This is a genomic window from Arthrobacter sp. BF1 (genome assembly GCF_056680215.1).
This window is the reverse complement of sequence record NZ_CM155271.1, coordinates 3,253,618-3,265,793: the sequence shown is the minus strand read 5'-3', so window position 1 is coordinate 3,265,793 and position 12,176 is coordinate 3,253,618. Positions and strand designations below refer to the sequence as shown.

At 65.8% G+C, this 12,176-nt stretch carries 13 protein-coding genes and 1 pseudogene; 4 read left to right on the top strand and 10 right to left on the bottom strand.

What is annotated here, in order from left to right; genetic code table 11:
* Nucleotides 1-43: 43 nt before the first annotated feature.
* Together AC1MCD_RS15340 and AC1MCD_RS15335 are read left to right on the top strand one after the other, a co-directional pair.
* Nucleotides 44-508: pseudogene (locus AC1MCD_RS15340) on the top strand (DsbA family protein); the annotation flags it as partial.
* 124 nt (nt 509-632) lie between these two features.
* On the top strand, nt 633-1,220 hold the full coding sequence (locus AC1MCD_RS15335; RefSeq protein ID WP_498673112.1) for a hypothetical protein: 588 nt from the start codon (nt 633-635) through the stop codon (nt 1,218-1,220).
* 19 nt (nt 1,221-1,239) lie between these two features.
* Here the strand turns inward: AC1MCD_RS15335 and nhaA are convergent, their stop codons facing one another.
* The 6 genes from nhaA to AC1MCD_RS15305 form a co-directional block, all read right to left on the bottom strand.
* Nucleotides 1,240-2,583, bottom strand: a complete 1,344-nt coding sequence (gene nhaA, locus AC1MCD_RS15330) for a Na+/H+ antiporter NhaA (RefSeq protein WP_498673111.1) — start codon at nt 2,581-2,583, stop codon at nt 1,240-1,242.
* 490 nt (nt 2,584-3,073) lie between these two features.
* The gene (locus tag AC1MCD_RS15325; RefSeq protein ID WP_498673110.1) at nt 3,074-3,250 is read right to left on the bottom strand and encodes a CsbD family protein; all 177 of its coding nucleotides are present in this window, start codon (nt 3,248-3,250) and stop codon (nt 3,074-3,076) included.
* A 129-nt stretch (nt 3,251-3,379) separates the two neighbouring features.
* Nucleotides 3,380-4,120, bottom strand: coding sequence for an MFS transporter (locus AC1MCD_RS15320; RefSeq protein ID WP_498673109.1), 741 nt, complete (start codon nt 4,118-4,120; stop codon nt 3,380-3,382).
* Nucleotides 4,121-4,161: 41 nt separating this feature from the next.
* A complete protein-coding gene (locus tag AC1MCD_RS15315; RefSeq protein WP_498673108.1) occupies nt 4,162-4,890 on the bottom strand; it encodes an MFS transporter in 729 nt (242 codons plus the stop codon).
* Nucleotides 4,891-4,893: 3 nt separating this feature from the next.
* Nucleotides 4,894-6,126 (bottom strand): amidohydrolase, encoded by a 1,233-nt coding sequence (locus AC1MCD_RS15310; protein WP_498673107.1) that lies wholly within the window; start codon nt 6,124-6,126, stop codon nt 4,894-4,896.
* Between the two features lie 106 nt (nt 6,127-6,232).
* Nucleotides 6,233-6,670 (bottom strand): DUF1003 domain-containing protein, encoded by a 438-nt coding sequence (locus AC1MCD_RS15305; RefSeq protein WP_498673106.1) that lies wholly within the window; start codon nt 6,668-6,670, stop codon nt 6,233-6,235.
* An 88-nt stretch (nt 6,671-6,758) separates the two neighbouring features.
* Here AC1MCD_RS15305 and AC1MCD_RS15300 point away from each other — a divergent pair, with 88 nt between their 5' ends.
* Entirely contained in the window at nt 6,759-7,622 is an 864-nt protein-coding gene (locus AC1MCD_RS15300; protein WP_498673105.1) for an SGNH/GDSL hydrolase family protein, read from the top strand.
* Between the two features lie 69 nt (nt 7,623-7,691).
* Here the strand turns inward: AC1MCD_RS15300 and AC1MCD_RS15295 are convergent, their stop codons facing one another.
* The gene (locus AC1MCD_RS15295) at nt 7,692-8,525 is read right to left on the bottom strand and encodes a hypothetical protein (protein ID WP_498673104.1); all 834 of its coding nucleotides are present in this window, start codon (nt 8,523-8,525) and stop codon (nt 7,692-7,694) included.
* Between the two features lie 253 nt (nt 8,526-8,778).
* Here AC1MCD_RS15295 and AC1MCD_RS15290 point away from each other — a divergent pair, with 253 nt between their 5' ends.
* A complete protein-coding gene (locus AC1MCD_RS15290; protein WP_498673103.1) occupies nt 8,779-9,594 on the top strand; it encodes an MBL fold metallo-hydrolase in 816 nt (271 codons plus the stop codon).
* 144 nt (nt 9,595-9,738) lie between these two features.
* On the opposite strand, the gene AC1MCD_RS15285 is transcribed toward AC1MCD_RS15290, so the two are convergent.
* The 3 genes from AC1MCD_RS15285 to AC1MCD_RS15275 form a co-directional block, all read right to left on the bottom strand.
* Complete coding sequence (locus AC1MCD_RS15285) at nt 9,739-10,188, bottom strand: cupredoxin domain-containing protein (protein ID WP_498673102.1); 450 nt, start codon at nt 10,186-10,188, stop codon at nt 9,739-9,741.
* Between the two features lie 102 nt (nt 10,189-10,290).
* Nucleotides 10,291-11,715: an MFS transporter gene (locus tag AC1MCD_RS15280; RefSeq protein ID WP_498673101.1), complete on the bottom strand. Its 1,425-nt coding sequence runs from the start codon at nt 11,713-11,715 to the stop codon at nt 10,291-10,293.
* On the bottom strand, nt 11,708-12,148 hold the full coding sequence (locus AC1MCD_RS15275; protein WP_498673100.1) for a MarR family winged helix-turn-helix transcriptional regulator: 441 nt from the start codon (nt 12,146-12,148) through the stop codon (nt 11,708-11,710). The genes AC1MCD_RS15280 and AC1MCD_RS15275 overlap by 8 nt, the downstream gene beginning before the upstream one ends.
* Nucleotides 12,149-12,176: the final 28 nt, after the last annotated feature.

Here is a 12,176-nt window from a genome sequence, read left to right as displayed (position 1 = left end):
GCAAGGTCCGGGCCGCAATCTGGATTCTCCTCGCGGCACTCGTCGGCTGGTCGAGTTCCTGGACTTCGAGTGTGAATCCTGCCTCGCCGCTGAACCGCTGGTGCAGGAACTGAAGAAGGAATACGGCGACAGAATCACGTTCGTTCACCGCTACTTCCCGCTGCCCGGGCACCGGAACTCCGGCACCGCCGCCGTGGAGGCTGCTGCGCAGCAGGGCAAGTACCAGGAAATGGCCAGCAAGCTCTTCGCGACCCAAACCGAATGGGGCGAAAAACAGGTATCTCAGGCAGCGCTGTTCAGGACCTTTGCCCAGGGACTCGGCCTGGACCTGGCCAAATACGATGCCGCAGTCGCTGACCAAGCTATTAAGGACCGCATCAGCCAAGACGTTGCCGATGGAAAAGCCCTCGGAGTGACCGGCACACCCACGTTCTTCCTTGACGGCAAGAAGCTCACCCTTAACACCGAGGAGCAGTTCCGGCAGCTGCTCGACGACGCCGCACGTTAGAACCGTAACCGCCGTCGTCCAGCAGATGCCGGCAACGGACCCTGTGGCCGGGTGCTAAGAATAAGGACAGAATAGGACAGCCTGGCCACTATCGGCGGAACCGCTTACGAGAAGGATGTGCCTCATGCTCAGCCGGCAGGACATTGACAACATCGTCCTCAACGGAGGCGTCGTGGTGGACGTGGCCGGTGAGAAAATCGGCTCGGTGGAACAGATCTTCACCAGCGTGGATTCAGGGGAACCGGTATTCGTCACCGTGCGGACGGGCCTGTTTGGCATGTCCGAATCCTTCGCCCCGCTAGAGGGTGCCACCCTCGAGGAATCCGTGATCAGGGTGGCGTTCGCGAAGGAAACGGTGAAGAACGGTCCGCGCATTGACAGTGACCGCGGCGCCATCACGGAGACGCAGGAACAGGAACTCTACAGCTACTACGGGCTGTACCAGGGCGAATCCGGTGAAGGCGCCACGGAATCAGGTCAGGAGCAGTCTAGCGGGGCAGCCGGGGAAACTGTGCCGGCGGAAACAGGACCAGCGTCAGAGGCCACCGGTGCTGCGAACGCTGAGGGCAGGGCCGACGACGGCGGCGAACCCCACGTGCAGAAGGCGCCTCCGCCCCCGCGGCCGCGCGGGGGACCGCCACCCCCGCCGCCGCACCTGCACAGACACGTGCCCCCGCACCCGCATCCCGGTGCGCCACCGCCGCATCACTGATCCTGGCGACCGGGTCAGGTCACGGGCGGTGGCCTTCCTCGTAAACGTCCGGGACGCCGTCGCGGTCTGTATCGATGGCCTCTTCCGCCTCCACGGCACGGTATTGGCGGTTCCGGGTGACCAGCACGGCCGACGCTAGGAGGGCGGCCAGGAACGACGCAGCGAGGATCCCCACCTTGGCGTGGTCATCATGGACGCTGCCCTGTCCGAAGCTCAGCTCCGCCACGAGGAGCGAAACCGTGAAGCCGATCCCGGCCAGGAGGGACACCCCGAACACATCAATCCACTTCAAGGACTTGTCAAGCGACGCCCGGGTGGCTTTGGTGAGGAGCCAGGTGGTGCCCAGGATCCCGGCCGGTTTGCCCAGCACCAGGGCCACAATGATGCCGATGGCTACGGGGTCCGTCACCGCCGCGATCAGACCGTCCCAGCCGCCCACGGCCACACCGGCGGAGAAGAAGGCAAAGACCGGGACCGCGATGCCCGCCGAAATCGGCCGGAACCTGTGTTCGAAGATCTCGGCGAGGCCGGGACCCGCTGCGGGGCCGCCGCTGGCAGCGGACCGGATGACCGGGACGGCGAACCCCAGCAGCACACCGGCCACGGTGGCATGGATACCGGAGGCATGCACCAGCGCCCAGGTGAGCACGCCCAGCGGAAGGAGGATCACCCACGCCGCAGCGGGTTTTGCTCCGAAGAACCGGCGGTATCTCTGGGCCAGAAAGGTATAGGCCGCCAGCGGAATGAGGGCCAGCAGCAGCGGACCCGCCTGGATGTCGCTGGAATAGAACACCGCGATGATGCTGATGGCCAGCAGGTCATCCACCACAGCCAACGTCAGCAGGAAGATCCGCAGCGCACTGGGCAGGTGGGAACCGATGATCGCCAACACGGCTACGGCGAAAGCGATGTCCGTCGCCGTCGGGATGGCCCAGCCCCGCAGGGTCTCGGGACTGGTGAGGTTGATCAGCGCATAGATAACTGCAGGGACTGCCACACCTCCGGCCGCGGCGGCGATGGGCACCACGGATTTGCTGAATTGGCGCAGGTCGCCGGCCACGAACTCACGTTTGAGTTCCAGCCCCACGAGGAAGAAGAAGATGGCCAGTAGCCCGTCGGCAGCCCAGGTTCCTAGGCTCAGTTCCAGATGCCACGGCTCGTAGCCGAGGCGGAAGTCGCGCAACGCAAAGTAGCTGCCGGAAAGCGGCGAATTTGCCCAGATCAGGGCAATGACTGCTGCGGCGACCAGCAGGATGCCGCCGACGGTTTCCTTCCGCAGGATGGCGCCGATGCGCAGCACTTCGCCGTAGCTTCCCCGCCCCAAGACGGAGGAACGCGGAGGAACAGAGGGATTATTACCCATGAAGGTGTCCTAAACAGTGGGTCGACAAAGAACATGCCGACCAGACTTCCCGGCTCACCTCCAGCCAGTCTACCCGCCGGCATTCTCGTTCCGGGCTGTCTCCTGGTGCGTAGTGGGGCTGCAGAAATTGAGTACTGGTTACTCGTGCATCGCGCCGGCCTATTCGATTTACTTAAGCTGCCGGCGGGCTTTCAGGGTTGGTAGCCACTGGGGGTCACCGCCGGCGCCATTGCCGCTTTACCTTAAACGATCAGAGCGCCGGCCTTTCGCGACGTGGCCGGGAACGGAGGGGGTCACATGCGAGTCAGACTTTCAACCGGAGACGCCGTAGATCCCATGGATTGCCCCCACCAGTTTGTTGGCCGTTGCGATGCGTGCTCGGCTGCGCCGGGGCCTGCACACTCTGCCGAACCGCGGGCCGCGATCCAGACTTGGAACGCGGAAGGGCGCCGCTCCCTCATGGAGCGGCGCCCTTCCTGCTGATCCGGAATCAGTCTTTCTTGAAAGCGTCTTTGACCTTCTCGCCGGCCTGCTTCAGGTCCGACTTGGCTTGGTCAGTCTTACCCTCCGCCTGAAGGCTCTCATCACCGGTGGCTTTCCCGGCGGCTTCCTTGCCTTTGCCGCCCATCTTCTCTGCGGCGTTTTCGATCTTGTCATCCAAACCCATGGTGTACTCCCTACGGTCTGTTGCTGCTGCCGGCTGTCTGCCGGCAGGTCACTTTTTCATCCTAACCACAGCGGCGCCGGGAGCGCCACGGTTTTGAAGGTGAGGCAACGGGGTGTTGGCACCGTCGGGTCAGCTGCCCAGAGCAGGGGTCGCCGGCACCTCCGGGCGCTTCTCGGCCCGCTCGTTGGGAACGGTGAGCATGATCGCGATGATGGCCACCACCACCATCAGCAGGTTGAACAGGATGCCCACGGCCCCGCCGAACCGCAGGGCCACGTTCGTCTGGTTTCCGATGAACAGTCCCCACGACTGGATGGTGGCTGGGTCCATGGCCTGGGCCGCGACGTACAGTGCTGCTGAGATCGCCACGCCGATAGCATTGCCCAGCGACGAGGCCATCTTGTAGATGCCCGCGGCTGCCCCGGCCTCGTCGTCGGGAACGTTGGACAGCGCTGCGTCCGTTGACGGCGTCGCGTAGAAGCCCAGGCCGATGCCGAACAGGGTGAAGCCGATGACGGCCAGCACAATGTACGTCCCGATCAGCGTGAACGTCATGGAGGTCAGAAGTATCCCGACGCCGGCGATCGCGCTGCCCCAGATCATGGGCCGCTTGGGTCCAAAACGCTGGAGCAGTTTTTCACCCACGCGGATGGTGGCCAGGATTGCCACCAGGTAGCCCAGGGTCAGCAGGCCCGACTGCAGGGACGTCATCCCCGCGGCCACCTGGACCAGGCCCAGGGACACGATCAGGGTGCCGGCTGCACCGTTAAGCAGGAAGTTGGACAGGGTGGCGCCGGCGAACGTGGCATTCCCGAACAGCTTCAGGTTCAGGACCGGGTTGGCCCGGCTCGTTTCAATTCCAAAGAACACCAGCGTGGCCACCACGGCCAGCGCTATCAGTCCGATGCCGGTCAGGCTGAGCCAGCCGATCCGGGGGCCTGGGAGATGTACACGTTCAGTGCCACCAGCGCGATGACGAGGGTGATCATGCCGCCCCAGTCGAACCTGCCGCCCGCCTTCGCCGCGGACTTGGACTCCGGGGTGCCGCGCAGCAGGAAGAGCGCCACCACGGACAGCACGATCGAGATCCAGAAGATGGAGCGCCAGCCCAGGAACGACGTCGCCATCAGCCCGCCGAACAGGGCACAGAACCCGGACCCGCCCCACGACCCGATGGACCAGAAGGACAGCGCCCGCTGGCGGTCCTTCCCCTCGTAGCAGAACTTCACCAGCGCCATGGTGGAGGGCATGATGCACGCCGCGGACAGCCCCTGGACCACGCGGCCGCCGAGCAGCGCGGCAGCCGTCAGGCCGCCGGCGTTCTCCGGGGTCAGGGCGATCAGGAGCGAGCCGAGGATGCTCAGGTAGATGCCGATGTACATGATCTTCACGCGGCCCAGCCGGTCCGCGAGGCCGCCGGCCACCACAATGAAAATGCCGGAGAACAGGGACGTGATGGACACGGCCAGGTTCCCCAGGGTCCGTTCGATCCCCAGCGACCCCTGGATGCCGGGGATGACGTTCAGCAGGGTCTGCGCGAACAGCCAGAAGTTGATGACGGCCAGGACGATGCCGATCAGCCATGCATCGTTCGGCTTCCACTGGGTTTGGGTTTTTGCTGAGGACTGGGCAGTGCTCATGGCTTACGCATCCTTGGCTAAATAGGACATTGCGGCAACAACCTGGGCCTGCACGCCCAGGGAGAGCGTCGGATCCAGCACCGGCGCGAAGAAGGGGGAGTGGTTCCCCGGGATGTCCTGGGAAACAGTCCCGCGTTCGACGGCGGCCCGGTACTTTTCCGGGTCGTGGCCGCCCAGGAGCCAGAACGTGTAGGGGACGCCGAAGGCGTCGGGGATGCGGCTGAAGTCCTCCGACGCTGTCTGCGGCGTGGCCTGGAGCACGGCGCCCGAGTCGAAGTGCCGGGTGAAGGCTGCCGTGACCTTGTCCGTCACGCCGGCGTCGTTGCTGGTGAGCGGGAACTGGTCGTAGTACTCGAATTCCGGGTCCCGGGGCGACCCTGCGGTGACGCACTCGCCCCGGACGATCCGCTCGATCGCGGCGAGCACAGCGGAGCGGACCTGGTTGTCATAGGTGCGGATGTTCAGCAGCAGGGTGGCGCGGTCCGGGATGATGTTCGATTTGGTGCCCGCGTTCAGCGCCCCGACGGTGACCACCGCGAAATCGCCCGGTTTGGTCTCACGCGAGACGACGGTCTGCAGCCGGAGCACGATTGAGGACGCCAGCACCACCGGGTCCACCGACATGTGCGGCATGGACCCGTGCGCCCCTTTGCCGTGCACCGTGATCTTCAGCGAGTCCCCGGCGGACAGGACCGGACCGGCCGTGGTGGCCAGCGTCCCCGCCGCGATGGGCATCACGTGCTGGGAGAGCGCGACGTCGGGCCGCGGCACCTTGGTGACCAGGCCGTCGTCGACCATTGCCTTCGACCCCGCGCCGATCTCCTCGGCCGGCTGGAACAGTGCGATGTAGGTTCCGGACCACGCCTCCCGGCCGTCCGCCATCAGCTTGGCGGCGCCGAGCAGGGTGCTGACGTGCACGTCGTGCCCGCAGGCGTGCATCACGCCCTCCACCTCCGAGGAGTAGGGAAGCCCCGTGGCCTCGGTGACGGGGAGCGCGTCCATGTCCGCGCGCGCCAGGACCGTGGGGCCCTCGCCATTGGTGAGGACGCCAACGACGCCGGCGCCTCCCAGGTGCGTGACCTCGCAGCCGAAGGAGGTGAGTTTCTCGGCGACAAGTGCGGAAGTCTGCTGTTCCTGGAGGCTCAGCTCCGGATGTCGATGGAGGTGGGTGTAAAGGTCCCGGACCCAGCCGAGCTCCGAATCCAGTCCTGCCAACACTGCGTCGTTGCGGCTCATGCGAGTCTCTCTGAGGAGTCGGGGCGCCTGGCCAGCCAGACGCAACTGGCGTATTCAGCCTAAACCCGGATGGATCCGGATGTGACTAGTTCTGAACAGCGTTCTCTCAGGGGCCAGACCGGCCCTCGACACTGACGTTCGTCATAGCCGCCGTTTTCTTCAATTCCCGCAGTATTTCAAGCTGCTCACGATTAATGCTGATGAGAAGTTCGATCTCTTCCTTTGCCCTGATGTTGGTGTCGAAGTCGTGCTGGGCCATGGCCGCGGCGATGGCGTCCTGTCGCTTGGCGGCGATGAGCAGAATGGCACCTTGGAGTCCTGCCAACATGGAGAGCAGCAGGTTCAGGAGGATGTAAGGGTATGGGTCCCACGCATGGGTGGCCAGCGCCCAAGTATTGATGGCGGCCCAGATGAGCATGAAGCCGATGAAACTTCCCACGAAGGGCCAGCTTCCCATCCCGTTCCGCATGATGTCGGCGGCACGTTGACCTTTGGTCAGGGAAGCTTTGTGTTTCTCGTGCCAGGTGTTCCGTTGATCGGTCATTCCTCAGACTAAGCCCGCGCCGGGGCACGGCGCCCAGTGCTGCTTTCACGGGGCGGCGGGTCTCCTGCGAGGCCAGTAAGATGTGCCGGTGACGAGAAACGGCGGGGGACCCAGGCTGACCAGGCAGGAGTGGGTCAAATACGGTGCACTCTTTGTGCTGGCAGTGGTTGCTTTTGGCGTGGCGGCTCTTGCCCTGACGAATCCCCAGGGCCTGGGTGGAACCGCCAGCCCTGTGCCGGCCAGACCTGTGGCGGCGCCGACTTCTACTGCGTCTCCGGCTGCCGCGCTCACGGCCGCGCCAACGCCCGCGGCTAGTGCTTCCGGGACTGCCACTGCGGCCGCCGCCCGGCTGGCGATCGAGCTTCCCGCGAAGCCCGTCCTCCTGATTCTCGGCGACTCGTACACCGCCGGGGTGGGTGCAGCCCGGGAGGACCAGGGGTGGGCGTACGATGTGGCCCGCTCGCTCGGGTACCCCACCAACATCGACGGTGCGGGCGGAACCGGGTTCGCGGGGGGCGGAGGGCCGCAGGACAGCCAAGGACGGGAATACGAAGTCCGGCTGCGCGAAATCTCGCAGGACCGGCGCTTCGTCCCCAACGTCCTTATTCTCCAGGGCGGCCAGAACGACTCCCTGCTGAACAACCCCGACGAACTCAAGACCGCCACGGCGCAGACCATCGAAGCGGCCCGCAGGTTCTGGCCCGGCGTCCAGGTGGTTGTTCTGGGACCCTCCGCCCCGCAGCCCCTCGCAGAGGAACTGCGTGCCGCGAACACAGCCGTCCGTGCCGGTGCCGAGGCTGCGAAGGCCCCGTTCATCGACGCCTATGAGGCCGGCTGGTTCACGGCCGCCAACAGCCCGGGATTCACTGCTGACGGAGCGCACCCGAACACCGCCGGCCACGCCTATCTTGCGGAGAAGTTCCTGGAGGCCTGGGCGGCTCTGACGAAATGAGCCGCACAGACGAAATGAGCCGCACAGTCCGGAAAGACTGTACGGCTCAATTGTCCTGAGTGAGAGCGGCTATGCGACGTCCACCATGCTCACCTGGCCTGTCAGTTCCCGCCAGAGATCGTGCTCGGAGGACATGCTGCCGGGGCACGCCAGGGCCAGTTCCATCAGTCCGTTGCCGCCGGTTGCGCGCACGGCCATCCGGTACACAACATCGGCATCCTTGCTGTTCTTGAAGCGGAGCTCGGCTTCCTGGAGTTCGATGTCCTTGCTGCCGTCGCGCAGCTTGACGTAGGTGGAGGCGGCGTCGTCGATGACCTCAACGGTTGTGCCCACGGACTTCCGCACGCCCTCAATCTCGGATGCCATGACCTGCGCCGTGGCGGACTCATCGCCGATTCCGCCGGTGGGGTTCATGGTGGCCTGGTACGTGGTGAACGTGCACTGCAGGCTGGCGTTCCGGTAGTTCACCATGCCCTCCTTGACCTGTTCCTTGGTCCAGCCCTGGGGCTCCCGGACGGACCACACCGGCGCGCTGCTGAAATCGGAGTCGTCAAAAAGATACACGGCGTCGCCCTCTGACGCGCCCCCGGTGGCGCCTGCGTCCGCCAACTCCCCGGAGCCGGCAGACTCTTCCGGTGCCGCAGACTCGCTGGCTTTGAGGTCGGGGACCGCGGCCGGCCGGTTGCTGCCCGACAGGCCGTTGAACGCCATCACGCCGGCCACCACGATCACGGCAACCACGCCGACGCCGCCGGCAACCCAGCCCCATACGGGCACGCCCTTCTTCGGCGGGGCCTGCATGAAGGTGCTGCCCGGGTTGTGCTGATCGACCGGCTGTGGCTGCTGGTGGTGCGGCTCGTTGTTCGGCTGCTGCGGCCATCCGGGCTGCTGGTTGTTGCTCACTTGGTCCCCCAATATTCGACGCGAGAAGTGCAGCTACCATCATGCCGTTTTGTCGGGGCGGGCCGCGATGGGGAGCGGTGCCCATCGCGGCCCGCACGGGCACAGCGGTGCGCTCGAAAAGTGGACGGTCGCACCCGGGGGAGCGCCGCCGTCGGGCGTCCCGCACCTGTCCAGCCTCCCTGAAACCCGGGGGCCCCGTGGGTAGAATCGAGGCCAGAAGAACGCAACGTGCATCCGGAGGTACGGAGTAAAAATGTCAGAATGGCTCGAAGTCGGCGCGGATACATACGTGCTGGTCACCGAAGGTTCGCTGCTGAATACAGGCCTGGTGGTTGGCTCGGAGCGTGCCATGGTGGTGGACACCGGATGCGGGCCGCGGCAGGGGCGCGAGATCCTGGCTGCGGTGCGCGAGAAGACGGACCTGCCCGTCGTCGTCGTTAATACCCACGCGCATTACGATCATTTCTTCGGCAACGCCGTGTTCGCTTCCGACGGCGTCACCGAGTTCTGGGCGCACGAAAACTGTGCGCGTGAGATCGACAGCCACGGGGACCTGCAGCGCCGCTTTGTGGGAACGCTCGAGCCGGAGATGTCCACCGGTGAAGGCGAGAACGTGGAGCTGGTGGTGCCCAACGCCATCGTCAGGGACCAGCCCGTGCTGGTGGACCTCGGCGGGCTCAGCGTCACCCTCTTCCACCTGGGCCGCGGCCATACCGACGGCGACCTCCTGGTGGGCACGCCCACCACCCTGTTCGCGGGCGACCTCGTGGAGCAGGGCGCGCACCCCTCGTTTGAGGACTCCTACCCGGAGGAATGGGCCGACTCCCTGCGGCACATCTCCGCCCTGCGCCACCGTTACGAATTCCTCATCCCCGGCCACGGCGAACCCTGCACCGACCAGTTCGTCAAGACCATGGCCAACACCATGACCACCGCCGTGCGCCAGGCCCAGCTTTCCATCCGCGAAGCCCCCTCGGACGCCACCAAGGCCATCCCCGTACTGCCCTACGGCCCGGAACAGTCGCGCTGGTTCATTAAGCGGCTGCAGGAAACGCGTCCGCTGCACTGAGGTTTCGTTACACTCCGCGCGTTGCTAACCGGGAAGGCTGATAGTGGATCCCGCGAGGGAGAGTATCGTGGCCGGCTACGCCCGGGCCCAGCGCAACCTCGAGGCCTGGCTGGAGGGCGCGGCAGCGCTGGCGCCTGAGGCTGCTCACTTGACGGTCAGTGTCCCGTGCATGTTCGGATGATACGTGCAATGGAAGGCATAGGTCCCCGGCTGTGACGGGGCCGTAAAGGTGGCCGTGCCCCCGAGGGCTTTGACCACCGCATCAAACGCCTGGCCCTGGTCCGCGGTCACGGTATGGTCCGCGCTGTCCCGGTTTGTCACCGTTACCGTAGCGCCGGGGGAGACTGTGATCGGATCCCCGTAAGCGAAGTTCTTGATGGTGATGGCCGGTGCTGCCGAACCCGTCGTTCCCTGGGCCGCCGAGGCCGTTGCCTCCGACGTCGGGGCCGGCGAACCGCCGTCGGGGGCGCACCCGGCCAGTCCGGCCAGTCCGGCCACCAGGGCTGCCGATAGCAACAAGGTCCTTATCTTCCCGGTGTTCATGGCGTCGTCCTCGGTCCCGGAGTGAGTGCGTTGGATCAGGTTCCCCTCCATGCCATTTTGCTCCCGGCCGCTGCGAAATGACACCCGCAACCGGTGGCAACGGGCCTCCCGCCCGAGCCGGGAAAGCCAGCCCTGTTATGGCGTTCCACCGGATTAAGGCGTTCCACCGGAGCGGGGGTCCAGGCGGCCCTGGGACGTCCGGCGGAGACGCGTGATCAGCGCGTGGATGAGCAAGGCCATGAACACCGCCGTGCAAAGCAGGGCACCGATTTCAAGGGTCGCGCTGATGCCGCGCCCCGTGGGGTGGAGATCCGGCGCCATGTTGGCCGCAAGCACCGCGCCGGAGACGGCGGTGCCAAAGGAGCTTCCCACCGTCCGCAGGACCTGGTTAAAGCTCACGGAACTGCCCAGTTCATCGCTGGCCACGCTGCGGGCGATCAGCGCCGGCATGGCGGCATAGGCGGCTCCCATGCCGAGGCCCAGGGCCAGCATCCCGGCGAGGATCTCCCACAGTTGGGTGTGCGCAAACCAGAGCAGCGCCCCGGCCGCCGCGATGATTCCGGCACCGATCGGGAGCAGCGTGGTCAGCCGCACCCGGTGCGAGAGCCGGCGAACCAGGCGGTTTGCGCTGAAGCTTCCCACCGACAGCGGGAACATCACGAAGCCGGCCCAGAATACGGGCAGGGCGATCCCGTAGCCGGTGGACGCGGGAGCCTGGGCGATGAGGCTGGAAATGGAGAGGCCGATGTACATTGCTGCGCCCAGCCCGATCGCGGTGCTGTTGGCCAGCAGCACTTCCCCGTTCCGGAGGACGCGGAGGTTGATCAGCGGGTTACGGCTGCGAAGTTCAGCCCGCACCCAGGCCGCTAGGAGTGCGGCGGCCACGATGAAGGCGCCGATGGTCAGCGGGGATGCCCAGCCCCAGTTGGGCCCTTCGCTGATGCCCAGGAGCAGGACACCCAGGCCGAGGCCCAGCAGGCCAGCACCGGTGTAATCGAACGGCACCCGAGGAGCGTTTTCATCAGGTCCGGCCGGCACTACGCGGAGGACGACGATGATGGCCGTGACCACAAACAGGGCGGCAAACCAGAACGCGAACCGGAAGTCGAAGGTTCCGGCAATGATTCCTGTCAGCGGGTAGCCGATTCCCAGGCCCGTTGCGACGGTCACTGACAGGCTGGAAATGGCGAACCGCACTTTGTCGGTGCCGACGTAGCGGCGGGCGAGGGCGATGGTCACCGGGACGATCCCATACGTCAGGCCTTGGAGGGCCCGGCCGATCAGGAAGACCGTGAAGTTGGGCGCCAGCGCGGCGATGACTGACCCGAGCAGGATGATCAGCAGCGCCCACAGCAGCAGCTTCTTCTTGTGCGGCCCGTCGCTGAGCCGGCCCATCACGGGAGTGGCCACCGCGCCCACCAGAAGGTTGATGGTCAGCATCCACTGCGCCGTGCCCACCGACACGTCCATTTCGCGGGAGATGGTGGGCACCAGCAGCATGCCCAGCGAGCTCACAATGGCGGTGGACAGGGCGGCGTAGACCAGCGCCGGGATCAGGGCCGAACGCGTTTCATTCATGGGAGGGCTCCGCTCCAAGCTTCCGGAGAGCGGGAATGGCCGCCGCCAGCAATTTCCGCTCGTCCGGACTCAGCCGCTCCGTCACGGCCCGGCCGAGCCAGCCCTGGCCAGCCGAGGATTCCCCGGCCAGCTTCTGCCGCCCCGCCTCGGTGATCTCAATCCAGGCCCGGCGCCTGTCCTCGGCGTCGGGTACGCGCTCCACGAACCCCAGCCCTTCCAGCTCGCGCACGGCCAGCGAAATGGCCTGGGGACTGACCCGGACCACAACGGCGAGTTCCGTCGTCGTCGCACTCCCGCGCTCCGCTAGATGGCGAAGCACGCCGATTTTGCCCGGCGAGATGGTGCGCTCGGCGTTGAGTTGCCGAAGAAGCGGGTGCAGGGCTTCGAAGAGGGAATGCGTGAGCGCTTGGTCAATCGCTGGGTCGCCGGTCATCCCTCAATTATACAAGCAGATTGATCAA